Annotated in this window: 17 protein-coding genes and 1 pseudogene; 11 read left to right on the top strand and 7 right to left on the bottom strand. The window is 42.9% G+C overall.

Features of this window, described 5'->3' with window-relative positions:
* Positions 1-268: 268 nt before the first annotated feature.
* Entirely contained in the window at positions 269-3823 is a 3555-nt protein-coding gene (locus HXY43_RS03015; protein WP_290879835.1) for a filamentous hemagglutinin N-terminal domain-containing protein, read from the top strand.
* A 144-nt stretch (positions 3824-3967) separates the two neighbouring features.
* On the top strand, positions 3968-9049 hold the full coding sequence (locus HXY43_RS03020) for a translocation/assembly module TamB domain-containing protein (protein WP_290879837.1): 5082 nt from the start codon (positions 3968-3970) through the stop codon (positions 9047-9049).
* Between the two features lie 285 nt (positions 9050-9334).
* Here the strand turns inward: HXY43_RS03020 and HXY43_RS03025 are convergent, their stop codons facing one another.
* A complete protein-coding gene (locus HXY43_RS03025; RefSeq protein WP_290879839.1) occupies positions 9335-9502 on the bottom strand; it encodes a hypothetical protein in 168 nt (55 codons plus the stop codon).
* 78 nt (positions 9503-9580) lie between these two features.
* Here HXY43_RS03025 and HXY43_RS03030 point away from each other — a divergent pair, with 78 nt between their 5' ends.
* The 4 genes from HXY43_RS03030 to HXY43_RS03045 are packed head-to-tail and all read left to right on the top strand — an operon-like array spanning position 9581 to position 11939.
* Entirely contained in the window at positions 9581-10549 is a 969-nt protein-coding gene (locus tag HXY43_RS03030; protein ID WP_290879841.1) for a sodium-dependent bicarbonate transport family permease, read from the top strand.
* A gap of 5 nt (positions 10550-10554) precedes the next feature.
* Complete coding sequence (locus tag HXY43_RS03035) at positions 10555-10869, top strand: P-II family nitrogen regulator (RefSeq protein ID WP_026732456.1); 315 nt, start codon at positions 10555-10557, stop codon at positions 10867-10869.
* Between the two features lie 7 nt (positions 10870-10876).
* Positions 10877-11599, top strand: a complete 723-nt coding sequence (locus HXY43_RS03040; protein WP_290879869.1) for a carbonic anhydrase — start codon at positions 10877-10879, stop codon at positions 11597-11599.
* 37 nt (positions 11600-11636) lie between these two features.
* Positions 11637-11939 carry a hypothetical protein gene (locus tag HXY43_RS03045; RefSeq protein WP_290879873.1) on the top strand — a complete coding sequence of 101 codons (303 nt, stop codon included), beginning with the start codon at positions 11637-11639 and terminating at the stop codon, positions 11937-11939.
* A 47-nt stretch (positions 11940-11986) separates the two neighbouring features.
* Here HXY43_RS03045 and HXY43_RS03050 read toward each other — a convergent pair whose 3' ends face one another.
* Positions 11987-13225 carry a glycosyltransferase gene (locus HXY43_RS03050; RefSeq protein WP_290879846.1) on the bottom strand — a complete coding sequence of 413 codons (1239 nt, stop codon included), beginning with the start codon at positions 13223-13225 and terminating at the stop codon, positions 11987-11989.
* Positions 13226-13648: 423 nt separating this feature from the next.
* Here HXY43_RS03050 and cofH point away from each other — a divergent pair, with 423 nt between their 5' ends.
* From cofH to HXY43_RS03065, 3 genes are all read left to right on the top strand, one after another.
* Positions 13649-14788, top strand: a complete 1140-nt coding sequence (cofH, locus tag HXY43_RS03055; protein WP_290879848.1) for a 7,8-didemethyl-8-hydroxy-5-deazariboflavin synthase subunit CofH — start codon at positions 13649-13651, stop codon at positions 14786-14788.
* Positions 14789-14950: 162 nt separating this feature from the next.
* Entirely contained in the window at positions 14951-15349 is a 399-nt protein-coding gene (psb27, locus tag HXY43_RS03060; RefSeq protein WP_026732450.1) for a photosystem II protein Psb27, read from the top strand.
* 362 nt (positions 15350-15711) lie between these two features.
* The gene (locus tag HXY43_RS03065; protein ID WP_290879852.1) at positions 15712-17274 is read left to right on the top strand and encodes a family 10 glycosylhydrolase; all 1563 of its coding nucleotides are present in this window, start codon (positions 15712-15714) and stop codon (positions 17272-17274) included.
* 221 nt (positions 17275-17495) lie between these two features.
* On the opposite strand, the gene HXY43_RS03070 is transcribed toward HXY43_RS03065, so the two are convergent.
* Positions 17496-17618, bottom strand: coding sequence for a hypothetical protein (locus HXY43_RS03070; protein ID WP_290879855.1), 123 nt, complete (start codon positions 17616-17618; stop codon positions 17496-17498).
* Positions 17619-17794: 176 nt separating this feature from the next.
* Here HXY43_RS03070 and HXY43_RS03075 point away from each other — a divergent pair, with 176 nt between their 5' ends.
* Positions 17795-19153, top strand: a complete 1359-nt coding sequence (locus HXY43_RS03075) for an ATP-binding protein (protein ID WP_290879857.1) — start codon at positions 17795-17797, stop codon at positions 19151-19153.
* A 322-nt stretch (positions 19154-19475) separates the two neighbouring features.
* On the opposite strand, the gene HXY43_RS03080 is transcribed toward HXY43_RS03075, so the two are convergent.
* The 4 genes and pseudogenes from HXY43_RS03080 to HXY43_RS03095 form a co-directional block, all read right to left on the bottom strand.
* Positions 19476-20351, bottom strand: coding sequence for a PRC-barrel domain-containing protein (locus HXY43_RS03080; RefSeq protein WP_290879860.1), 876 nt, complete (start codon positions 20349-20351; stop codon positions 19476-19478).
* A 315-nt stretch (positions 20352-20666) separates the two neighbouring features.
* Complete coding sequence (locus tag HXY43_RS03085) at positions 20667-21581, bottom strand: DUF2382 domain-containing protein (protein WP_290879862.1); 915 nt, start codon at positions 21579-21581, stop codon at positions 20667-20669.
* A gap of 287 nt (positions 21582-21868) precedes the next feature.
* Positions 21869-22711 carry a DUF2382 domain-containing protein gene (locus HXY43_RS03090; protein WP_290879871.1) on the bottom strand — a complete coding sequence of 281 codons (843 nt, stop codon included), beginning with the start codon at positions 22709-22711 and terminating at the stop codon, positions 21869-21871.
* Between the two features lie 299 nt (positions 22712-23010).
* A pseudogene (locus tag HXY43_RS03095) lies at positions 23011-24421 on the bottom strand (diflavin flavoprotein).
* Between the two features lie 159 nt (positions 24422-24580).
* Here HXY43_RS03095 and HXY43_RS03100 point away from each other — a divergent pair.
* Positions 24581-25219: a bifunctional 4-hydroxy-2-oxoglutarate aldolase/2-dehydro-3-deoxy-phosphogluconate aldolase gene (locus HXY43_RS03100; protein WP_290879864.1), complete on the top strand. Its 639-nt coding sequence runs from the start codon at positions 24581-24583 to the stop codon at positions 25217-25219.
* Positions 25220-25336 lie beyond the last annotated feature (117 nt).

The following is a 25336-nucleotide window of genomic DNA, read 5'->3' on the forward strand; positions in this document are numbered from 1 at the left end:
AAAAATTAGAGAATAAGCAAATAATAGCTGTACGGTAATGCAATGTAATGCAATATACTAAAATTGCTTTCTGGGTTATACAGCAGACCTTTTGCGAAGGTTACTTTTATAAAATGTGGGCAAAGAGTAACCACGTCCGCTCTCAGAAAGGCAATTTAATTTTTTTTGTTTCACTACATCTGCTTACCCTTCAAAGCCTATTGACAACAGTCACATTAGGTTTTCTCCTAAATAATAAGGAGTTAAGTAAGATTTACTAACCAACCACATGCAGCAAACACTGGTTTTCCTTGCTTTACCAATTGCTACCATAGCTAGTATTTCAGTAATAGCCACCACTGCAAACGCCCAAATCACACCTGATACTAGTCTTGGTGCAGAAAGTTCTACAGTCACTTCTAATCAGGTAATTAGGGATATTCAAAGCGATCGCATTGATGGAGGAGCAATTCGCGGCGCTAATCTATTCCACAGCTTTCAAGAATTTAATGTTGCCCCAGATAGAGGTGCATATTTTTCTAATCCTGCTGGAATTAGCAACATTCTGACGCGCGTAACAGGAGCAAACCCATCCAACATTCTGGGAAGGTTGGGAGTATTGGGAAATGCCAATTTGTTTTTCATCAATCCCAACGGGATTTTCTTTGGATCAAATGCTCGTTTGGATGTAGGAGGTTCGTTTTTTGCTAGTACAGCCAACAGTCTGATATTTGACAATGGTTTTGAGTTTGATGCTAAAAATCCACAGGCACCGCCGCTGTTAACAGTAAATATTCCTACTGGCTTGAGGTTTCGGGATAATCCCGGAACTCTCACCAATCAATCTTCTGCTCTTCAGGTTACTGAAGGGAAATCCTTGTCATTGGTGGGTGGTGATGTTCGCTTAGATGGCGGGAGACTATTTGCAGCAGGAGGACGCGTAGAGTTAGGAGGATTGACAGCAGCTGGAACAGTAGAACTCAATGATGATGGGAGCTTGAGTTTTCCTGTAGGAGTGCAACGAGGGGATGTATCACTCACCAATGGTGCGATAGTTAGTGTAAGTTCTGGTGGGGGAGGTAATATTGCAGTTAATGCCAGAAATTTAGAGATTGTGGGAGGAAGTCTGCTTGGTGCGGGTATAGACCCAGGTTTAGGAACACCAGGCGCTCAGGCAGGCGATATTAGAATTGATGCTACAGAGAAGGTGAGAATCGAAGGAACAACTAACTCTTATAGTGGAATCTTGAACTCAACAGGTAACTTTTCATTAAACAGTTCCAACATCAGAGAACCTGGAAACGCAGGAAATGTAGTCATTAACACAGGAACCCTGGAAGGGAACGGCAATATTTTGATAAGTTCTTCGACTAACGGAGAAGGAAATGCAGGAAAGGTCATCATCACAGCTAAGGATAAAGTCTCCTTAATAAGCGAACCTGCAAATAGCTTCGCCTTTGTAGCAAGTTTTGTGGGGACATCAGGTATAGGCAATGGTGCTGACCTGATTATCAACACGCCCTCCCTTTCTTTATCCAATGCCGCTCTAATTACTTCCACAGCGGGACAAGGAAATGCGGGAAATATCCAACTTAATGCTTCTGAGTCTATTTCTGTAGGAGATCGCTCCCAGTTGCAAGCCGCTACTTTTGGTAGAGGAAATGCAGGCAATATAATTATTGAAGCTGAAAATGCTGCTGTTTCTTTTGATGGGGCAAACACTTTAGTAAGCACTTCTGTAGGCAGATCCAGCACTGGCAAAGGTGGCGATCTTACAATCAAAGCGCGTAATCTCTCTGTAACCAATGGTGCTTTATTGTTAACCACTACCTCTGGACAAGCAAATGCAGGTAGTATCGAAGTAAACACCAACAACCTTTCTCTGACTAATGGCGCACAAATCAGTGCCAGCACTTTTGGAAAGGGAAATGCTGGTAGTGTAAGTATTAATGCTACTGGTAATATCTCCGCAGATGGTGAGGATAACAGTGGGGTCAACAGCGGAATCTTTACAACAGTGGAACGACAAGCTGAGGGAGATGCTGGTGGTGTAACAGTAAGCACCAACGACCTTTCTCTTACCAATGGTGCTCAAATCAATGCCAGCACCTTTGGAAAGGGAAATGCTGGTAGTGTAAGTATTAATGCTACTGGTAATATCTCCGCAGACGGTGAGGATAACAGTGGAGGCAATAGCGGAATCTTTGCAACAGTGGAAGAACAAGCTGAGGGAGATGCTGGTGGTGTAAAAGTAAACACCAACGACCTTTCTCTCACCAATGGTGCTCAAATCAATGCCAACACCCTTGGAAAAGGGAATGCTGGCAGTGTGATCGTTAATGCCACTGGTACCATCTTTGCATCTGGTGAAGGTAAGGATGGATTCAACAGTGGAATCTTTAGCAATGTTGAAACATCAGATATAGGTAATGCTGGTGGTATCGAAATAAACACGAATAATCTCACTCTTAGCAATGGTGCAGTAGTCAGTGCCAGTACCTTTGGTCAAGGGAACGCCGGAAGTATAGTTATTAATAGTACCGGTGATATTTCCATAGATGGTGAGGATAAGGATGGATTTAATAGTGGAATTTTTAGCACTGTTAACTCATCAGGCGTGGGCAATGCTGGTGGTATCACAATAAACACTAACAACATTTCTCTTACCAATGGTGGAACCATCAATGCCAGCACCCTTGGAAAGGGAGATGCCGGAGGTGTAATCATTAATGCCAACGGTACTATCTCCGCAGATGGTGAGGCTAAGAATGGATTCAACAGTGGAGTTTTTAGTCAAGTGGCCCGAGAACAAGCTGAGGGAAATGCTGGAGGTATTAAAATAGACACTAACAACATTTCTCTGACCGGTGGCGCTGTAATCAGTACCAGCACCTTTGGCAAAGGGAATGCTGGAAGTGTAATCATTAATGCTGCTGGTTCCATCTCCGCCGATGGTGCAGATACAGAAGGATTCAACAGTGGAATTTATAGCGGTGTTGACTCATCAGCTGTAGGTAATGCTGGTGGTATTAATATCACTGCGCGATCGCTTTCTCTAACTAATAGCGCTAGACTCTCTACTAGTAATTCAGGAAATGGTGCAGCAGGCGATATTAAAGTTACAACAGCTAAAGACATTCGACTGGACAACCAGGCATCTATCAGTGCTAATACTAGTGGTGGACAAGGCAATATTATCCTCAACTCCCGCGACTTAATCTTGCGTCGTAATAGCAACATCACAACCAACGCCACAGGAACGGCTACAGGGGGTAACATCACTATCGATACTGGCAGTTTAGTTGGGTTGGAGAATAGTACAATTAGCGCTAATGCCGAACAAGGCTTTGGTGGAAACGTCACAGTTAACGCTCAAGGCATCTTCTTGTCACCAGATAGCGAAATCACTGCTTCATCTGAGCTTGGCCCACAGTTTAGTGGCACGGTGCAACTTAATACCCCAGAGGCTGAACCCAATCGCGGGTTAGTTGAATTACCAGAAAATTTTGTAGATCCCACTCAACAAATTGCCCAAAATCCCTGTCAGCGTGGTACAGAAAGTAAATTCATCATCTCTGGACGGGGTGGATTACCTTCAAACCCCAATCAGATTATTAGCAGCGACAATGTGCGAGTAGATTTAATCGCACCAGCTATTAGTACAGCAAATGCTGCTAGTATGACTGTAAAGTCAACTCCCACAACTGCAACTATCAACAAGATAGTGCCAGCTAGGGGATGGATACTCAACAATCGGGGTGAGGTGGTGCTGACAGCGTATGATCCTACTAATATAGGTGAGCAACGGCGATCGCGTGCGATCGCAAGTTGTGCTGCACCTTGATTGGTTCCCCGTGTCAGGTGCGTCCCAAGTCCTACGCAGGCGTTACTTCTGTGTTTCTACTTCCCTAGCTTTTGATAGATGTTTTGTAGATTCACAAAGGAGTATTCCTAGCTATACGTCTAGAGCAACACCCCCAGAACAAAGATGACAGGTTCTCCCGATCCGGGTAATCAACCCCAGTCTAATTACAGCAGACGTTTCTGGTTCGTCTTATTAAGTCGCACCAGTATTGCTCTAGGTGTGATTTTGTTAGTTGGAATTGTCGGAGGTGCTTGGTGGGTTTGGATATTTATCAACCAAAGATTAGCACCGCTAGTAGAAACAAACCTTCAGCAATTACTCGGACGACCTGTACAGGTAGGAAAAGTCGAAGATTTTTCTTTAAATAGCCTGCGGTTTGGCCCATCCTCAGTACCTGCAACTCCTACAGATCCAGACAATCTTAAAGCTGAGGCTGTGCAAGTACAGTTTGATCCTTGGCAACTGCTGTTGCAGCGGACTTTAAAGTTAAATGTAAGGTTAATCCAGCCCAATGTCTACATTGAACAGGATAAACAAGGTCGTTGGCTGACGACAGAAATTAAGGCTAGTCCAGAAGAAAAGCCTGGTTTCATTCAAACAGAATTGAACAGTATTCAGGTGGAAAATGGAGATGTTGTTTTACAACCAACTTCCCAACCAAACAAACCTAAAGCTGTTGTAGGGTTTAATCAGGTCAACGGCTTAGCTCGCTTTTTAGAACGAAACCAACTGATTACCTTTAGATTTAACAGCCAACCTGCTAGGGGAGGCGATTTGCAAATCACTGGTAACACGCGCCCAAATGCGGGACAAGCTAACCTCAAAATTAACGCTTCTAATTTACTCGCCTCCGATCTCTCTCGGTTAGTGGCGTCGCCAGTAGATATACAAGGCGGTCGTGTCGATAGCAATTTAACAATCCAATTACAACCCACTCAGCCAGATATTGCTCTTTTCGGAACTGTAGGACTAAATCAAATCATTGCACAAATTCCTAACAGTCCTAGTAAAATTACTAATACTACAGGTAAAATTAATTTCCAAGGTCAAAAGATTGACCTCAAAAATATTACTGCGCGCTACGGTAGCGTTCCAATCCAAGCTCAGGGGACGATAAATACTCAAACTGGTTACAATCTCAAGGCTGAGGTGAAACCAGTTAATCTGAAGAACGTTGTAGATAGTTTCAAAGTGAATTTACCTGTTCCTGTGGCTGGAGCAGTGCAAGCAAATTTTAATGTGCAGGGAGCGCTGCAAAAACCAGTTGTGACAGGAACTGTTAATACTGTCAAAACTGCTCAAATTGACCGTCTGATATTTAATAACATTAGCACTGGCTTACGGCTGACTCCGAATGAGCTTGTCTTTGCCAACATCCAAGCAAGTCCAAATGTCGGAGGCAAAATTACAGGTAGTGGTCGAGTGGGGTTAGGAAATCAAAATAGGATTGCTGTCAATTTGCAGGGACAAAATCTACCAGGAGATGCGATCGCCAAAACTTACAATGCTTCACCTGGAATTCAAATCGGCAGTGTATCAGCAAACACTCAGATTTCTGGTGTTCCTAATAATCTCCAAACGGTAGTACAGTTGCAAGCACCTGCTGCTACCTACCCTGCTCAACTCCAAGCAGCGATCGACACTAATCAAGGAATCGTTCGATTACAGGATGCTGTTGCCAAAGTAGCGGGGGGTACAGTCACGGCCAGAGGACAACTCATCCAAAAACGCTGGCAGGGTGTTGTTGCTGCTAATGGCATTCAACTGAGCCGTTTTCCCCAAGTACCACCTCAGTATCGGGGAGTTGTCAACGGTGAGTTTAATGTCTCAGGCACTACTGATTCTTTCCAACTAGCAGATATTCAAGCCACAGGACAGGCAAACTTGCGTGTAGCAGATGGCACTGTGAATCTGAGAAATATTCGCTTAGATGAAGGTCGCTGGCAAACTTTAGCCAATATTTCCCAAGTTCAACTCAATACTTTATCAGAACAGTTGCGGGGAAGGCTCAATGGTGAAGTGCGTATAGCTGGGACTACTGAATCATTCCAACTCGTAAATATTCAAGCCGCCGGACAAGTACGCCTTTCTCAAGGTTTAGCACAACTCCAACAACCATTGACCGCGCAATTTAATTGGAATGGTGAACAGTTGCGAATTATACAAGCGACTGCGCCTGGTTTGCGGGCTGCGGGTACTGTGGCAGTTCAAACGCAGGAAACACCCCAGGTGACAGGATTTAACTTGGATGTAACAGCACGGGATTATAACCTGCAAAATCTTCCCTTCCAACTGCCTGGTAATGTTGCAGTTGCAGGTACAGTTGATTTCACTGGCAAAGCTACAGGTACTCCCACTACTCCCGTCGCTTCTGGAAATATCCAGCTAGAGAACTTTGCAGTCAACGATTTGGCATTTGATCCGGTATTAACTGGTCAGGTAAACTATCAACCAGAGCAAGGAACCCAACTGCAACTAACTGGCAAACAAGACCGAATTACTTTTAATCTCGATCCCAATAATCGCCCGACTTCATTTTTGATTAGACGAGATGGAAGTGTAGCTACTGGCAGAACTGAAGGAGACAACCTGCTGGTTAACGTTCGAGAGTTTCCCGTAGCAGCGCTGAGAAGTTTTCTCCCTGCTAACGCAAATTTAAGGCCTGTGACTGGAGAATTATCTGGGAACTTGACAATTAATCTAGAAGAGTTTAACGTTATCGGAGATGTAGCCATAGCTCAACCCAGAATTGGCAGAATTACAGGCGATGAATTCCGAGGACGTGTTGGTTTTGCTGATGGTACTTTTAGCTTACAACAGGGTGAATTGCGGCAAGGTCAGAGCCGTTACTTACTCAGTGGAGAGTTGCCAACTACAGGTCAGCAACCATTGCAATTTCAGCTGAGTCTCGACCAAGGCAGAATTGAGAATATCTTGCAAGCCCTGAATATCTTCGGTTTTGAAGATTTGGCAACTGGTTTGGAACCTCCGGATTTTGCTGGTGCAGAAGCACTGCAAACAAAACCTGTAAGTTTGCCAGATGCGCCTTTACTGACACAATTAGATTATTTCTCAAAAATTCTAGACCGGGTAGCACAGCAGCAGACACAGCAACAGCAACAACAGGCTCGCATACCTACACTGGCAGAATTAAGCGGCCCGATCGACGGTCAAATTGCCGTCACAGGCTCTTTGCAAACAGGGTTGAACGCCAGCTTTAATTTTACTGGTTCTGACTGGGTATGGGGCGATTATAAAATTGATGAAGTTATTGCTAACGGCAATTTTGAAGATGGTGTTTTCAGATTACTTCCCCTGCGGGTGAATTTGGACGGATCACTCCTAGCTTTCGCAGGACAGTTGAGTCAGCAACAATTATCTGGACAAGCGCGAGTAGAAGCATTCCCTGTGGAACTAATCGAGCCTTTTTTACCAAATTTACCTGTAGAAATTGCGGGTAGGCTCAATGCGCTGGTTACTCTTGCGGGTAGTTTGAACAATCCCAGTGCCATTGGAGAGATAGCGCTGGTGAATGGAAGCATCAACAATCAGTCTGTTGAGAACGCGCAAGTAAGCTTGAACTATAATAATGCTCGTTTAAATTTTGGCAGCACTGTTTCAGTAGCAGGGACAGGTACAGAACCAGTGCAAATTACAGGTAGCATCCCATTGGCGTTGCCTTTCGCTCAGGTTGAACCAGATAACAATCAAATTGATATCCAAGCAAATGTGCAAGATGAAGGCTTAGCAATATTAAACGCCTTTACCGATCAAGTGAACTGGGTCAAAGGTCAGGGACAAGTAAACTTACAAATTCAGGGTACTTTAGACCAACCGAGTACTAATGGCATCGCTAAGGTTGAAAACGCTACGTTTAAAGCTCAAAATCTCTCTGAACCCGTGACAAATGTGACGGGGACAGTTCGGTTTGAAGGCGATCGCTTTATAGTTACAGGTCTTCAAGGAAAATACAGTCAAGGACAATTAACTGCGGCGGGAATTCTGCCTATTTTTGCCACTCAGAACGCACTACAGCAAGCGGCCACAAATCCGCTCACGGTTATGTTAGAAAACCTCAGGCTCAGTTTACCTCAATTGTATGAAGGGGGAGTTAGTGGTAATGTCACGATAAGAGGAACAGTGCAAGCCCCCCAACTTGGCGGAAATGTTCGGCTCAAACAAGGCGAAATATTTCTAGGAGAAAATCCTGCTGCTTCTACAACCACAGGTGCAACACCTCCTGCTGATGCTGTAACGAATGGTGAGGTATCTCTGCAAAAGCCTACGGTTGTTTCTCCAACTAATAATACCGCACCTGCCGCTGATTCTCCAACTCCTCCCAACCAAACACTAGTTAATTTGCCTGTAGAATTTGCAGATTTCCAAGTCATCCTAGAAGATAATGTTCGCGTTACTCAACAGCCATTGTTCAGCTTTGTGGCAAAAGGAGATGTTACCCTCAATGGCACTTTGGCTAATCCTCGTCCTCAAGGAGTAATTAGTCTGCAACGAGGTCAAGTGAATTTATTTGTCACTCAATTTACCTTAGCTCATGGTTACGAACAAACTGCAACATTTACTCCTAAACAGGGATTTGACCCGAATTTAGATGTAAGATTAGTCACATTTATCCCAGAAACAAGGGGTAGTCGCTTACCAACCACACCTTTCTCTAGCGAGATTAGTGATACTTCGGCAAATACCTTAGGCACTTTTAAGACAGTTCGCATTCAAGCAAGTGTAGACGGCCCTGCCAGTAAAATATCTGAAAATTTGGAGTTGACTAGTGAACCTGCTCGTACACAAGAAGAAATAGTTGCTTTATTGGGAGGTTCTTTTCTCAATGTCTTCGGTCAAGCAGATCCAACAAGCATAGGAATTGCTACCCTGACTAGTTCTCCTTTCTTTTCAGCATTCCAAGGAGCTGTTAGTCAATTTGCTGAGACGATTGGCTTGAGGTCGTTCCAAGTGTTTCCAACTATCGAGACTAATGCCAGGGGGGATGCTTCTGTACTGAGTTTAGCAGCAGAGGCAGCGATCGCTATCTCTAACAATGCTTCTTTTTCTGTATCGCGGGTTTTTTATGCGAATGAATCCTTCCGTTACAACCTGCTTTATGAACTCAATGACCAATTTATTTTGCGAGGTTCTACGAATTTAAGTGATGAAAGTCGAGGAGAAATTCAGTTTGAAACAAGATTTTAAGTTTGTTGGTTGTTGGTTATTGGTGGTTAGTGGTTGGTGGTTAGTGGTTTTTAGTACGGGCGCACTGCTGTGCGCCATACAGAAGAAAAAGGGAAAGAGTTAGAAAATTCTTCTTCCCCTTTCACCTTTCACCTTTCCCCTTTCCCCTCTCCTTGCTAAGGAGAGGGGTGTCCGATAGGACGGGGTGAGGTTTATTTTCAACAGATGGAATAATTTTGAGTGGGTTGTAGTTTTATTGACCGACTTTCAGCCACCCAAAAACCTGCTCTACTGTTAAATCTAGCGTTAAGAAGTTTGGTATCGGCAGGCGATCGCTTGTTTGTATAAGATAGCTGTGGTGTCACGTAAAAGTGCGGTTGCTGTTGCACTCAAAACAACGGATATTTGATTTTGATGGTTGTTGAAATGCTTCATCACCCAATTGACATTGGGTAACGGGACACGATACATCATGATTCAATGATGATAATAAATTTCTGCAATGCAAAGTTTGTTTAATTTACGGTTTTATCCGTATGAGGAGGGATGGACATGGATGGCAGTTTGATTGTATCCAACATCCTGAATCCGCCAGTCTTGTTTTTTTTCTTGGGCATGACTGCTGTTTTTGTCAAGTCCGATCTAGAAATTCCTGCACCAGTACCCAAACTCCTTTCGCTTTATCTGCTGTTTGCCATTGGGTTTAAGGGGGGAGTAGAGCTGATCAAAAGTGGTATCACACAGGAAGTAATTTTGACGCTTTTAGCAGCGATGTTGATGGCGTGTTTTGTCCCAATTTACACCTTTTTTCTTCTCAGGTTAAGGCTAGATACTTACGATGCTGCGGCGATCGCGGCAACCTATGGCTCGATCAGCGCTGTTACATTCATCACAGCGAGTGCCTTTCTAACTGAACTTGGCATTGCTTTTGATGGCTACATGGTGGCAGCCCTTGCCCTGATGGAATCTCCAGCTATTATTGTTGGTCTGATCCTAGTGAATCTATTCACCACCGATGGCAAGCGGGACTTTGCCTGGTCTGAAGTATTGCAAGAGGCATTTTTAAACAGTTCAGTCTTTTTACTGGTTGGTAGCCTCCTGATTGGTTTCTTGACGGGAGAACACGGGTGGCAGGTCTTAGAACCCTTTACTCAAGGACTGTTCTATGGCATTCTCACCTTCTTTTTGCTGGATATGGGACTGGTTGCTGCTAGAAGAATTAAAGACTTGCAAAAAACCGGAATTTTTCTGATCTCATTTGCCATACTGATTCCAATACTTAATGCAGGCATTGGATTACTAATTGCCAGATTTATTGGTATGCCTCAGGGAGATGCACTTTTGTTTGCTGTGCTGTGTGCCAGTGCTTCTTACATTGCTGTCCCAGCAGCTATGCGGTTGACCGTTCCTGAAGCGAATCCCAGCCTGTATGTTTCTACTGCTCTAGCAGTGACATTTCCGTTCAATATTATAGTAGGAATTCCTCTATACCTGTACGGAATTAACCTGTTGTGGAGGTAATTAATATGCACCTGGTTAAAAAGATAGAAATTATCGCCAACTCGTTTGAACTGGGCAAAATTTTAGATAGTTTGGACAAGTCAGGTGTACATGGTCATGCCGTGATTCGCAATGTTGCTGGCAAAGGGTTGCGAGGCGAAATGACAGAAGATTTAGACATGACCATGCTTGATAATGTTTACATCATCGCGTTCTGCCAACCAGAACAACTCAAGCCTGTTGTAGAAAATATTAGACCCCTACTCAATAAGTTTGGAGGAACCTGTTACATCTCAGATGTGATGGAGATTCGCTCTGTAAAATGCATCGCCTCGCTGTAAAAATATGATGAACCCAATGAAGCGTTTGATAGAACGTCGTGAGTTTCTAAAGTTGGGAGCCATTGGGGCATTTGGTATAGTGGCAACTGCCAGCGATTTACTCTGGCAGGTTGAACAGGTTCAAGCTGCCGAATTGTCTCTGACAACTCCTCAACCTCTTACTCCCGATGCAGCGCTGCAAAAGCTGATGGAGGGAAATCAGCGATTTGTCCAGCATAAACCCCAATATCCCGATCAATCTCAGGCGCGTTTGCAAGAAGTTGCTCAAGCTCAACATCCATTTGCAACTATCCTGAGTTGTGCAGATTCGCGAGTGCCAGCAGAAATTGTTTTCGATCAAGGTATAGGAGATATCTTTGATGTTCGTATTGCTGGTAATATTGCCACGCGGGAAGCAATCGGCAGTATTGAATATGCTGTTGCTCTTTTAGGCACTCCTGTATTGATGGTACTAGGTCATGAACGCTGCGGGGCAGTAACCGCAGCTGTACAGCAAGAATCTCTGCTTGGTGAGATTGGTAGTTTTGTGAAGGCAATTAAGCCAGCTGTGGCAAAGGTCAAAGGTCAGCCAGGTGACGTGGTTGAGAACGCTGTAATTGCAAATGTGTACTATCAAATTGAAAGGCTGAAGCTATCAAAGCTCTTAAATGAGCAGTTGCAGTCTGGCAAATTGAAAATTGTTGGGGGTCGTTATGATTTGGATACGGGAAAAGTGAGCATTATTACTTGATTTGGCAGAGTTTACAGCACATCCTAATAAAAAGAGATTGCGATTATCAATTCAGCCTAATGGTCAAGCATCACCGGGTTTGTGTACGCAAGCCCGGTTAATATTTGATACTTTAATTCTGGCGATCGCCAGAACAGACATTTCTTCTTTTGAGAGTGTGATCAAGCTATCCCAGTTATTGCTGAGTACGCTGGCAAAACCCTTCTGTTTAGAAGGCAACACAATTCATATCACAGCCAGTATTGGCATCACAATTAATGACTTGGGCGATCGCCATCATAAGACTTCGCGGTATGCGGGAAACTCAGCGTCTTTAGACCTGAGAGTGTCAAGAATGTAAGCAAGATCCTCTTGGTAGCCCTCAACCATACAACATAATATATATACTCACTTTACTTGTGTTACACGCCAACTGAGTTTGAGGTTAACCCAGAAGTTCCAGATTGTAGCAATGGCGATCGCGATGAGGTTAGCGATGTAGCGGTTATGAATAATGAAATTAAATACTAAATTCAACACCAGCACATTCAATACTAACCCCGCCAGACAAATAAGATTAAATTTCAAAAATCGCTTCAATCTCTGACGCCACGATCGCTGTTGCATGGCGACATCAGCAAAAGTCCAAGCGTCATTCCACAAAAAATTATTGAAAATAGCAATTTCCCCAGCCAAAATTTTACTGCGAGTCAGGGGCAATCCTAATGTAGTCGGATCGCTGAGCAAATAAAGCACCGCCATATCCACAAATACTCCACTCAATCCCACCAAGCCAAAGCGCATAAATCGACCAATGGGGAAGTTTTGACTAAATCTTCCTATATATCCTGTAGAAAGCCGCAACCGCAATAAGTGGTGGATGTAATCTAGATATTGCTTCCCTGTGACTTTGCTTTCACCCTCTTTACGTTCGCAGAATACATAACCAACTTCAGCTATTTGCTTTATCTGGCCTCGCCCGATTACCTCAAGCAGAACTTTGTATCCTACGGGATTGAGGGTAACATTTACTATGCAATTCCGACGTACTATAAAATAACCGCTCATTGGATCTGAAACTCGGCCTAGTATATTTGGCAGAATAATCAATCCTAATAATTGAGCACCACGGGACAAAAAACGCCTAATGAAACTCCAACTACTGACTCCACCACCCTCGACGTGACGGCTGGCAACTACCAAATCCGCTCCCTTTTGAATTGCATGTAAAAGTTGCAGCAGTACGTGTGGTGGATGCTGCAAATCGCCATCAATTACCCCTAAAACATCTCCCCTCGCTACCTGCCAACCGCGAATCACAGCTGAGGAAAGACCTCTTTCGTCCTGACGTCGCATCACTCGCAACTGTGGGTACTCCAACATCAAAGACTGTGCAACTTCCCAAGTACCATCAGGACTATCATCGTCTACAACAATCAGTTCGTACTCTCCTGGGATGGACTCATCTAGCAAGGTACTCAATATCCTGATGATGGCTTTGATATTTCCAGCTTCGTTGTAAGTCGGAATTACTAGAGAAAAAAAGATTGGCGAACTATCTACACCGACAGTACTAGGCGGCAATTCAGAAATTTGTAACTGACCAGTTGGTACTGACAAAAGTGAATTTGGTTCAATAATGCTCATTTACCAAAGATTAGAGGGAACAGTTTTTCTGCATTTTTCCGATCGCAGATTGCTCTGCCGGAGTCAAAGTATTTATTTTCTAATAGTTACTCAGATTAGTTTGACTGCGATCGTCAGCCACCAGCTATAATTCTTGTACGTTGATGTTTCGTTACCTTATTTTCGACGTTATTGTAATATTTACTACAAGGTAGCTATGAACTTGAAAGAAATATCAAGCAATTATTAGGTTTAATCTATACAAAGTATTTAGTAGCATAATCGGAAAAAAAGAGTAATTCATATCTTACACGCTTATGCAACAGCCTGGAGGCAGCAGCCCACCATCCTCGTTACCAGATTCAACCTGGTAACGAGAACTAGCTCCTCTGGCTCTCCCATATGATTGCAAAAATAATAATATTGGTTAGCTTTTAAAAATCTGTGGTGACTGCAACTGTTGATGCTATTCTTGAGCGTGCCCTCATGGGTTACGATTTGTCTCCCGAACAGGGAGTAACATTGTTACAACAAACAGACGCAAGTTTAATTACTGCCATTCGTGCTACAGCTGACAAACTGCGTCAGCGACAAACAGGCGAAACTGTTACCTACGTAATTAACCGTAATATCAACTTTACAAATATCTGCGAACAGCACTGTAGTTTTTGTGCCTTCCGGCGAGATGAAGGTGAGGCTGGTGCTTACTGGTTGGATTGGGCGCAAATTTTGGAGAAAGCCAAAGATGCTGTGCAGCGGGGTGCAACAGAAATCTGTATGCAAGGGGGATTGAATCCAGCAGCAAAAATTAACGGCAAATCTTTGCCTTATTATCTCAAGCTAGTAGAAACTATTAAACAGGAATTTCCCCAACTGCATCTACACGCTTTTTCTCCGCAAGAAGTGCAATTCATCGCTAGAGTTGATGGGCTGAGTTATGCGGAGGTAATAACTGCCTTGCGAGATGCTGGTGTGGATTCGATGCCAGGAACAGCAGCTGAGGTGTTAGATGATGAAGTGCGGCGGATTCTATGTCCCGAAAAAATTGATGCGGCAACTTGGTTAGAAATTGTGAGTACGGCCCATAAATCAGGTTTGTGTACCACAAGCACTATGTTATCAGGACACATAGAGACACCAAAACAACAAATTTGGCATTTAGAAAAATTGCGATCGCTCCAACAAACCGCCATTCATCGGGAATATTCAGCCCGCATTACTGAGTTTATTTTATTACCATTTGTTGGACAAGAAGCGCCCAAACCCTTACGTCGCCGTGTCGGACGGGATCAACCTGTGTTAGCTGATGCACTTTTACTCACCGCAGTGGCTAGGATTTACTTAGGAAACTGGATACCAAACCATCAACCAAGTTGGGTAAAACTGGGGCTAGCGGGAGCCACTGAAGCTCTAAATTGGGGCTGTAACGATATCGGTGGCACATTAATGGAAGAACATATCACCACAATGGCAGGTGCAGTTGGTGGCACCTGTATGGAAGTAGAAAGCTTGCAAAATGCGATCGCTTCTCTGGGAAGAGCTTACCAACAACGGGATACTCTTTATCAAAAAGTTAGTGGTTAGTGGTTGGTAGTTAGTAGTTAGTAGTTAGTAGTTAGTAGTTAGTAGTTAGTAGTTGGTAGTTGACCACTATCCACTAACTACTACCCCCCTTAAAATGATCCCCAAGATACCAATCCAGGATAGGATGGACGTTGATTTAGGTATTGTTTCACATAAATGCATATGAAGCGCTATTGGTCACGTCTGCTAGCCTTGCTTTTAGTTGTTACTATCGGCTTAATGGGTTGTTCCGGCAGTCCGGATGGTTTGTCTGGTGATTATCGCCAAGATACCTTGAGTGTAGTAAATACTTTGAGGCAAGCTCTAGAGTTACCAGACAATTCGCCAAACAAAACAGCAGCGCAAGCACAAGCGCGTCAACAAATTAATACTTTTGCAGCTCGTTACCAACGGGATAGTTCTGTTGCTGGTTTAGCTTCCTTTACTACCATGCGAACCGCTTTAAACTCCCTAGCCGGACATTACAGTTCTTACCCCAATCGTCCTGTTCCAAAAAAGCTTAAGGAACGTTTAGAGTTGGAGTTCGATCAGGTTGAGGCGGCGCTTAAGCGTGGCGCTTAACCTCTGCTACGCAGAGTCAAAAGTCCAAAGTCAAGAGTCAATGGTCAATAGTCAAAAGTAGTGACTAATGACTATTGACTAATGACTATTAAATATTGTTAAGCTTGATACCACAGCTATCTGTGGGATATCACTGTGTCTTGATTGGCGATCAAGCAAACAAGCAGCACATCGGGACGTTGTGTGATAAGCTACTGTCACCAAACTGAATAACAAAATGCGGCAACAGAAATGGGGTTTTGGGAGTCTGTAAGAAAAATAGGCTTCAAAGCCCCTATTACTAAAGCAGCAATCTATACATCTCCCAAAATCATCTGAATTGGGGTTGGAATTGATGATCCTTTGTCATTCTAATTCTACGTATGTCCAACTGTCCCTTGAATGTTGCAAAACTAATATTCTGTTGGCGATGCCTTTTCGCGGCTGTTTTCAACAGTGCTTTCCTGATGCCATACATTGGGAGTCAACCCGCACAGGCGCAAGAAGTTAACCAGTCTTGCCAGATATCAGCAGCAGAGGCACAAGAAAAAGATAAATTACGTTTGTCAGCCCTAAAAGGCGAACAGGAGGCACAAAACCGTTATCAGCAAATGTTGCGACAAAACGCACAAACTTTGCAAGAATGCAGAAGTCGCAATTGGCCTCAAGTCCAAGCAATCTGGTTGCGTTTGTATCCCTGCGATACTCAGGCAGGAGAAATCGAGAGAATTATGGATCGGATTGTCAACCGAGGTTATAACCAAGTTTATTTAGAAGCTTTTTACGACGGACAAGTACTGTTGCCAGCAGCGAATAACCCTACGGCTTGGCCTTCTGTAATTCGTACACCAGGGGCGGAGAACAACGATTTGCTCTTAAAAGCAATTCAAAAAGGGCAAGAACGAGGTTTAAAGGTTTACGCCTGGATGTTTACGACCAATTTTGGTTATACTTACGCTCAGCGTCAGGACAGAGAAGGAGCGATCGCCCGCAATGGCAAGGGTCAAACAAGCTTATATGTTGTAGAAGATGGCTCGCAAGTATTTATCGACCCCTACAACTTGCAAGCAAAAAGCGACTACTATCAGATGGTACAGGAGATAATGCGCCGTCGTCCGGATGGAGTGCTATTTGACTACGTGCGCTATCCACGACAAGCGGGAAGTGATTCGATCGCCACCAAAGTTACAGATTTGTGGCTTTATAGTGAAGGCACCCAACAAGCATTATTTCAAAGAGCACAGAATAACAAAGGGCTAGAATTAATTCGCCGCTTTTTAAGCAAGGGATACGTAACAGCGGGAGATATCGGTGAAGTTGATAAACTTTATCCCCAAGAAGGAGAACCCATGTGGCAGGGTCGCATGCCACCAGTAGCGCAAACGCCAGCACCGGGGCAAGCACAAGCAGCATCTACAGGGCAAAAGCCGCCGACACAACAAAAGGCAATTATTCCTCCACAACAAAGACAACCACAACTGCAATCGGAGTTATGGCAACTCTCTGTAGCTCACGCCATGCAAGGTATTCTAGATTTTGTCAATTTGGCTGCTTATCCAGCCCAGCAGCTTGGTATTCCCGCAGGGGTAGTGTTTTTCCCAGATGGCAATCAAACTGTTGGACAAGGTTACGATTCCCGCTTGCAGCCTTGGGATAGGTTCCCAAGTTCGCTAGAGTGGCATCCCATGTCCTATGCTAGTTGCGGTAATGTCAGTTGTATTGCGACGCAAGTACAGCAAGTGTTGTCCCAAGCAAAACCAGGGACTCAAGTTATTCCTGCCATAGCTGGCCAGTGGGGTAAGAGTATAAATGGTCGTCCACCACTAGAAGCACAAATGCAAGCAATGCGTCCATTTGCATCCCAACTAAGGGGAGTGAGCCATTTTGCTTATTCTTGGCAAGACCCGGAACATGATAACGAACGGAAATTCTGCCGTACTCAATAATAGGGTTAAGGGGGAAAGGGGAAATAATCCCTTTAACCCTTCGTAATTCCTGTACTCATCGAATTGCCTGACTACTGATTCATCGCACTAATTATCAGAGGTTTGTAGTGAGCGATAAATCGCTCAATTTCAAGGGCTAAAGCCCTAACTACGAACTTTCGCAACTTATCAAAACTAATGCGATAGACCACTACGCCATCTATATGAGGGCTAGTGAGTTACTAACTTTGAGCTAGCAGGCTTGCAGGGGCGATCGCTTGAGTGCGTACTGTCTCAAAAATCGCGATCGTAAAGTCCAACAGTGGAGCAACAAAGATGAAGGCAGAGCGATCGCCTGTTGACATTGATTGAAGGTAAATTTGTGTTAGTACATTAGTACTATAAAATAAATCTCAGGTTAAGAGTTAACCTTTTTACCGTATATCCTGTGTCCTTTTTATCCAATCTCCCCGAGAAGAGGTTACAGAGGCTAGAATGTTAGCTGATCGATTTGCGTGTTTTGTAAAAGCTAGGGTGTCCAGTGGTACAGGAATTTCGTTCGGAAATATCACCACCATTATTGTCTGCTGGTAGCGATCGCGATCTCTATTTAGAGTCCACTCTTCAGGAGTTACAGCTTTACAACTTCCAGGTAGAAACAAGCTGTACAGGCGTGGAAGTGGCGAAAGTTTTTGAAAAATATCCGCTACTGCCAGGAGCAATCTTGGTAGAACAAGGAAAATATGCTGGTATGATTTCGCGGCGACGACTGCTGGAATTTTTAATTCGCCCTTACGGACAAGAGTTATTTTTTAACCAGGCTTTAAGTATTCTCTACAGTTATGCTCGTACGTCGATTTTGGTGCTTCCTGAGACAACACCAATTTTGACAGCTATGCAACTGACATTGAGGCGATCGCCTGAATTGGTGGCAGAACCGCTAGTTGTGCAAACTGCATACAATACCTACCAATTGTTAGATGTGCAGCAATTAAATATTGCTTCTTGGCAAATTCGCGGTATAGAAACTCAAGTGCGTTATGAACGCAGCCAAGCCCAAATGATTCAGAATGATAAAATGGCGAGTTTAGGGCGTTTGGTAGACGGAATTGCCCATGAAATTTTAGACCCAGTAAGTTTTATCTGGGGTAACTTAACTTATGTTTCTAATTACAGCCAAGACTTGCTTAAGCTAATCGCAGCTTACGAAAAAAAATTGCCAGTCCTATCTGAAGAAATCGTTTCTCTTAAAGAAGAGATAGAGTTTGATTTTTTAGAACAAGACTTATCAAGAACTCTTGCTAGTATCCGTACTGGCACAGAACGTTTAAAAAAAATGGTAATTAGTTTGCAAAATTTTTGTCATATTGATGAAGTTTATCCAAAACCCGCAGATTTACACGCCTGTATAAATAATATTTTATTACTAATAAATAGCCGAATCAAAGGAGAAATTGAGATTATTAAAAACTACGGTAATCTCCCTCCAGTCTATTGTTTTATTGGACAATTACATCAAGTATTTATGAATATTTTTAGTCAATCTATCGATTTTTTGCTCGATGAAGCAGTGCGACAACAGTTTAATTCAGATTCTATAAATAAACTTGAAAAACCACAAATAGAAATTACTACATCAGTAGTTTCTCAAGCAGCTACTACTCCACACGCTCCGGATTCTCGTTGGGTTTCAATTCGTATTACTGATAATGGCCCAGGAATGCCTCAGGAATTACAACAAAAAATTATTGAATCTTTTTCTGTAGAAAAAAGGGCTAATAAAGAAACTAGCCTAGCAGTAAGTTATCGAATTATTACGGCAAGACATGGAGGCAAATTTAATTTGATTTCAAAGGTAGGTCTAGGTACTGAGTTTGAAATCTTGTTGCCTTTGTTGTGAGTAGAGGGGAAAGGGGAAAGGTGAAAGGTGAAAGGGATTTTTTGAAGAAAGGCAGAAGGCAGAAAGCAGCAAGGACAGATTACTGAGTTAGATTCGGGAGCATCCCAAATGTTTAAATTGACTGTCATGCTGAATGGAGCAATAGCGAAATGAAGCATCTCAAGTCGTGAACTAGGCTTGAGATTCTACTCTGCGAGAAGCCGCTACGCGTCTACGCTCCACTTTGTTACGCTCAGAATGACAAACATATTTTCAAAAATTGGGATGCTCTCGTTAGATTCTTCTTCAATACCAGTACCCAGTCACCAGTCCCTATTCCCCTTTAATTGTGTTTTGGACTAATTGATGTACGTTCAAACCATTCTTGGTATTTTTTCTTTTGTTCCTCATCTTCAACCGTAATAGTGACTTGCACCTTCTGACATCCGTGATTTTTCTCTAGGGCGATCGCATTTAAAAGTAAACTAGCAATTTTAGGCGAATTGAACTCACCGCTGACAGTTAGTGCACCATCATAAATCTCGTGTTCCAGTCTTTCTGGTGTAGTTAATTCGACACTACTAAGTTCCTCAGGCAGTTCTTCTTGACCTAAATTAATTTCTGCAAGCTGTTTGCGTTCTGGACTAACCTGTTCAACAATCAGTTTTTCACGTCGGACTGGAATTTGTACCATCCGGGTTTCGATTTGTTTGCGAATAATTACATCACCAACTTTCCGTTTGTTCCGGTCAACTTTTAATCTTTCTCCTAGTAAACGAATGATTTCTTCTTGAGGATGTGCTCCTGAAGTAGACTGTTCTACAGCAGTGTTTTGATTATTGAGATTTACTTGTTCGTTAGGCATTTCTAGGTTTTTGCTACCGACTGTTATTTCTGATTGTGGATATTCAGGCATATACTCTGTAAGTAGTTTGTCTATATTTAGTAAAACCGATTTTGTTGCTATGTTGATTTTGCCAATTAATTTGCTTGGCAATAAAAAGTAGCGATGGCTATCTTCGACTTGCTGATTTTGCTGTTCTCCAATCTGAGAAACCATCATGTTAAGTTGGTGATGAGCATCTATAAGCAAATCTTTCACCCTTCCTATTAATTGACCTTGCTGATCAAATACAGCAAAGTTTCTTATTTTTCTCCTCAAATTCTCCAGCAAACTGTTATGATTTCTTTGATATTGTGCATTGAAATGAGTTTTCATATATAAAAATATTATTATTTCAAATTTGAACAAAAGCAAGAATAAATAAATATTTTCATAGGCGGTTGCTTTGCTGTTTTTGATGTCTATATGATTTAGTACAGGCAAAGCTGATAAAGAAGCTTTACCTGTAACCCTTTTAAGGAGACTGGGTACCGAGTATTAGGTACTGGGAAAACAATTTCTAAAATTCACCTAGTCTCCAATCACTATTCCCCGGTCCTGTAGTGGCGATTTGCACCCAACTTAGTTGCGGCAGAAGTTGAGGAAGTTTTGCCGCGATCTATTGACCATAGGCTAAATCAAGGGATTGGCCTACACATCCCGTCTATCAATTGGACGATTAGGAGCGTCTACATCCAATTCTTCGCGACGAATTGTGTCTTGAGCCTCAACAGTATCTCTGTCTACTTCTTTTCTAACTCTGACTTCTTCACGCACCACAGTTTCTTTGTGAATGTCAGGAGTTTCTTCATAGATATCCATACGAGCAACTTCGCCTTCACGGAAGGTTGCTTCGCCTGGAGCAACTGGTCTACCTGCGTCTTGTGGGGTTACTCGCTCAACAACTACTCGCTCTTTTTCAACCGGAACTTCAACCCGTGCAGTTTCTGTTTCAACATGTTTGCCAACTGCTACTTCGCCGACTTTCCGACGCTGCTTGCTGGCGATCAAGCGTTCTTCGTACAGTCTGAGAGTTTGATGATTCTGCTCATTCATCCCGAACAAAGACGGTTCGCGATCGTAGGTATAGGTGTTGCGGTCATAGGTGGGAGTAGCCGCAGGAGTAGCGGGAGTATATCCTGTAGAAGTTACACCTGTAGCACTTTCCAGAGGAGCTGATGCTTCTAGGGGTGCTGATGCTTCTACTGGAGGAGTACGGTATACACCGCGTACCCGTTCTTCATAGTCGTAATCAACAGTTTGGCGCTCGTCGTATTCAGGTAAGTTTTCTGCTTGCTGTTTAGTCATACCTACGACATAGATGCGATCGCTCTGCTGATCTATGCGGGAACGACCAACTGGTAACAAGACTTTCTTACCAAAAATCCAAAAGCCCAGATCTACTACGAAATAGCGAAAACGACCTTCTTCGTCTACTAAAACGTCGGATACTGTACCAATCTTTTCATCAGTGCCTTCTGCGTAGACACTCATTCCTTTGATGTCATTTCCACCAAGGCTATCGCGATAGTTAGGGTCGAAATCTGTCAATTTGTAAAGAGCCATGCTAATTCCTCTACAATTATTTTTTTGTTTTCAATCCTAGACTAGTAAAAGTTTTAATTCGTTCTCTCTTTCTCACGAATGATTTAGCCGAGTTTGAATGGAATCAATAGGTGTATTTTTTCTATTTGCTTTCAGGCTCAACTTAGTTAATTGAGTATTGCTTAATTGTCTAGAAGTATTAATTCCCAATTATTATATCCAAGTAAAATAAATACAGGCAGAGATGAGCATCCTCTCTGCCTGATATTTTTTATTCAGTAGAAATATTTGGGACAAATTGATGCAAATTAAGTGCGATCAATTTCATTTATGTCATTTTGACTTAAAGGTAAATCACCTTCAGTTTTAATGTCTAACTCTTCACGACGAATCGTGTCTTGAGCTTCAACAACATCTTGTTCCACAACTTTCTTGACATGCACTTCCTCGCGTACAAAAGCTTCTTTATGAATTTCAGGCGTTTCTTCGTAGATTTCTATGCGTGCTACTTCCCCTTCTTGGAATTGAACTTCATTAGAATCAACTACCATTCCTTCCTCTGTAACAGGAACGCGCTCAATCACAACTCGCTCTTTTTCAATTGGTACTGAAACCCTTGCTGTTTCGGTTTCAATGTGCTTACCAACTGCTACTTCTCCTGTTTTGATGCGGTTTTTGTTAGCAATTAACCTTTCTTCATATAACTTCAAATTTTGATGGTTTTGCTCGTTCAAATTGTACAGATTTGCATCTTGTTGGTAACTATATGTATTGCGATCGTAGGTAACATTGCTGCCTGGAGTACGATACGCTCTGCGTACTTGTTCTTCATAATCGTAATCCACAGTTATGTCATCTCTATATTCAGGCAAATTTTGCAATTGTTCTCTACTTAGTCCATCAACATAAACGCGCTGAACATTATAATCTATGCGAGTAAGACCAATTGGAAGTAATATTTTTTTCCTATTAGCATCAAATTCAGTATCAATGACTAAATAGCGAAAACGTCCATCAGGATCTACTAGTGCATCTATCACAGTACCAACTCTATTTTGTCCTTGAGTATAGAGAGGCAAACCTTTGATATCATCGCCACCAAAAGTATCTCGGTAGTTAGGATCAAAATCTGCAAGTTTGTAGAGAGGCATAATAGCTATTACCAAATTTTTAAAAACATCTATGTTATCAGCATAAAAATTCATTTATTTCTTTCCATCCTACTAGCGACTTAATTCTATGAAGTCGCTGGACAAAATAGGTATTACTCGTGAATGTTGGCAATAGGGAATGAGGAATAGAAAATGGGTATTGGTGACTGGGGATTGGGGACTGGGAATTGAGAATTAGGTGAACATTATGAATGATGAATACTGAATGCTAAAAATTTCATAATTCATAATTCATAATTCATAATTTTTATGCCCTAGTACCCAGTTCCCTTCATTGGTTAGTAATGGCTACCTGATTTGCGGTGCTGGATTGCGGTAATGCCTGTTGGTTCTAAAACTTCCCCCTCATCTACAGTTGCATAGATTAACCAGCGATCGCCACATTCCATCCGTTTTTGAACAGTACATTCTAGATAGGCGAGGGCATCGCTAAGAATTAGGCAACCATTGTTAGCGGTTTGGGTTGTTAATTGAGCAAAAGGATTCTCTCCTGGGATGCTGCGATAGGAAAAGTGTCGCCTCAGGTTGCGTCCTTCCTTGAGAATGTTGAGAACAAATTGATCGCCTGTTCGACTCCCAGTCAGGGAAAGTCGTTTTCACAACATTAGCAGCGGGTTTAGAACAGACAATCTTGGCTTGGGGTGCTTGCTTATTGTGTGCGGCTGCGAGAATAGTACTTAAAGCTGCATGGGCGTTTTGATGAGATTGGGATGGCATGCCAATTACCAAACCCGCCGCTTGGTTTACCAATTCCCGCACTTCATGGGGTTCAGCAGTACTTAAATCTACTAATTCTACCGCTACCCCATTTCTCGTGATGCCATGAGCGATCGCCCTTGCCAATTGGTCGCTGTATCCGTAATCTTCAGAGTAGAAGAGGGCAACAAGAGTATCTGCCTTTGCTTGTTCCTGACTCCATTGCTGGTAGCGATTCACCCAGTCTGACAGGTGATGTTGCAATAAAGGGCCGTGTCCTGTAGCGATTGTGCCAACATCTAGTTTTTCCATCCGCTTAATCGCAGACAGCACGGAACGGGCATTGGGAGCCATCAGGCAGTCGTAGTAATATTTAAAATCAGCTTCAATTAGATCTAGGTCTTCATCAAAGGTGTGATCGTCACAATAGTGCATCCCGAACGCATCGCAAGTGAAGAGGATGCGGGTTTTGGCATCATAAGTAAAAATAGTATCGGGCCAGTGAAGATTGGGGGCGGAAACAAATTCCAACTGATGCCCGTTGCCTAAATCCAAGCGATCGCCATTTTTAACTATTAGAGATTGAAATGGCTGATGCACCATATTTTCTAGAAATTGGATAGCAACTTTTGCCCCTACTACCGTCACTTGGGGAGCTAACTGCAACACCTCTTTAACCAATCCACTATGATCGGGTTCGGTGTGACTAATAATTAAATAGTCTAGTGTGGAGAGGTCAATTAACCCGTTTAACACATCTAAATACAACTGCTGAAACTTACGGTGAGAGGTGTCAACGAGGGCAGTCTTTTCACCTTGAATCAGAAACGAATTATAGGTTGTGCCGTTTTGCAATCCAAACTCGATATCAAAGCGATCGCGATCCCAATCAAGAGAGCAAATGGCTATTGTTTCAGTCCCAATCTCGACTGTTTGCATGGTCAAGCGACCTTGCGATTTGGTATTTTCAAGCAACGAAGTGAGTGCAACCATACGCTGCTGTCTCCAACAATCTTTTGACGTGGTTCTTCTTACTTCTTAATGTTTATCCAGATGCACTATATTTGTAAAATGTCAATTTTTAAAGAGAATGATTAGTTATTTTAAACATTAAAGAAAATTTGGTTAACTATTAGTTATAGATTATGAATTATGTCCAATCATTCTTGGTTAACACTGGTGAAAAAACACCGAGCGATCGCAGTTATCCGCGCACCTGAGCTAGAACTGGGACGCCAAATGGCTTTGGCTGTGGCATCTGGGGGAATCCAGATCATTGAAATTACCTGGAACAGCGCTAATGCTCCAGAATTGATCGCTAAACTCCGTTCGGAACTACCCAGTTGTGCGATCGGCACTGGCACACTGTTAAATTTGCAACATCTACATCAAGCAATTGCCGCTGGGGCACAATTTCTGTTTACACCCCACGTTGACTCAGACATGATTCAAACAGCGGTTGCTGAAAATATACCTATCATCCCAGGAGCGCTTTCTCCTACAGAAATTGTTACCGCTTGGCATCGCGGTGCAACTTGCGTGAAAGTGTTTCCCGTGCAAGCGGTGGGAGGAGCAAATTATATAAAAAGTTTACAAGGGCCACTAGGTCATATTCCCTTAATTCCCACTGGCGGCGTTACCCTGGAAAATGCTCGGGAATTCTTGGAAGCAGGAGCGATCGCAGTGGGTTTGAGTGGTCAATTATTTCCCAAACAGTTTGTAGAAACTAGTAATTGGCAGGCAATATCTCAGCAGGCAAAAACCTTGATGGCATTGGTGAATAATTCTTAAGGGCGTTGCTGAATCAAGATATGAATTTACAATTCACGGGTATGTAGAGACGTAGCATTGCTACGTCTCTACAATGATTTGGCATCGAACTACAAAAATGTATGCACACATAATTCA

Origin of the sequence: Fischerella sp., assembly GCF_013388695.1 — a bacterium.
Classification (GTDB): Bacteria; Cyanobacteriota; Cyanobacteriia; order Cyanobacteriales; family Nostocaceae; genus PCC9605.

What these genes read in the sequence shown, in the direction of transcription:
- HXY43_RS03065 (WP_290879852.1), top strand. Translation starts at nt 15,712, where the DNA reads ATGTCCAACTGTCCCTTGAATGTTGCAAAACTAATATTCTGTTGGCGA.
- HXY43_RS03050 (WP_290879846.1), bottom strand. Translation starts at nt 13,225, where the DNA reads ATGAGCATTATTGAACCAAATTCACTTTTGTCAGTACCAACTGGTCAG.
- HXY43_RS03025 (WP_290879839.1), bottom strand. Translation starts at nt 9,502, where the DNA reads ATGATGTATCGTGTCCCGTTACCCAATGTCAATTGGGTGATGAAGCAT.
- HXY43_RS03070 (WP_290879855.1), bottom strand. Translation starts at nt 17,618, where the DNA reads ATGTCAACAGGCGATCGCTCTGCCTTCATCTTTGTTGCTCCACTGTTG.
- HXY43_RS03035 (WP_026732456.1), top strand. Translation starts at nt 10,555, where the DNA reads ATGCACCTGGTTAAAAAGATAGAAATTATCGCCAACTCGTTTGAACTG.
- HXY43_RS03030 (WP_290879841.1), top strand. Translation starts at nt 9,581, where the DNA reads ATGGATGGCAGTTTGATTGTATCCAACATCCTGAATCCGCCAGTCTTG.
- psb27 (WP_026732450.1), top strand. Translation starts at nt 14,951, where the DNA reads ATGAAGCGCTATTGGTCACGTCTGCTAGCCTTGCTTTTAGTTGTTACT.
- HXY43_RS03015 (WP_290879835.1), top strand. Translation starts at nt 269, where the DNA reads ATGCAGCAAACACTGGTTTTCCTTGCTTTACCAATTGCTACCATAGCT.
- HXY43_RS03020 (WP_290879837.1), top strand. Translation starts at nt 3,968, where the DNA reads ATGACAGGTTCTCCCGATCCGGGTAATCAACCCCAGTCTAATTACAGC.
- HXY43_RS03040 (WP_290879869.1), top strand. Translation starts at nt 10,877, where the DNA reads ATGAACCCAATGAAGCGTTTGATAGAACGTCGTGAGTTTCTAAAGTTG.
- HXY43_RS03085 (WP_290879862.1), bottom strand. Translation starts at nt 21,581, where the DNA reads ATGGCTCTTTACAAATTGACAGATTTCGACCCTAACTATCGCGATAGC.
- HXY43_RS03090 (WP_290879871.1), bottom strand. Translation starts at nt 22,711, where the DNA reads ATGCCTCTCTACAAACTTGCAGATTTTGATCCTAACTACCGAGATACT.
- HXY43_RS03080 (WP_290879860.1), bottom strand. Translation starts at nt 20,351, where the DNA reads ATGAAAACTCATTTCAATGCACAATATCAAAGAAATCATAACAGTTTG.
- HXY43_RS03100 (WP_290879864.1), top strand. Translation starts at nt 24,581, where the DNA reads ATGTCCAATCATTCTTGGTTAACACTGGTGAAAAAACACCGAGCGATC.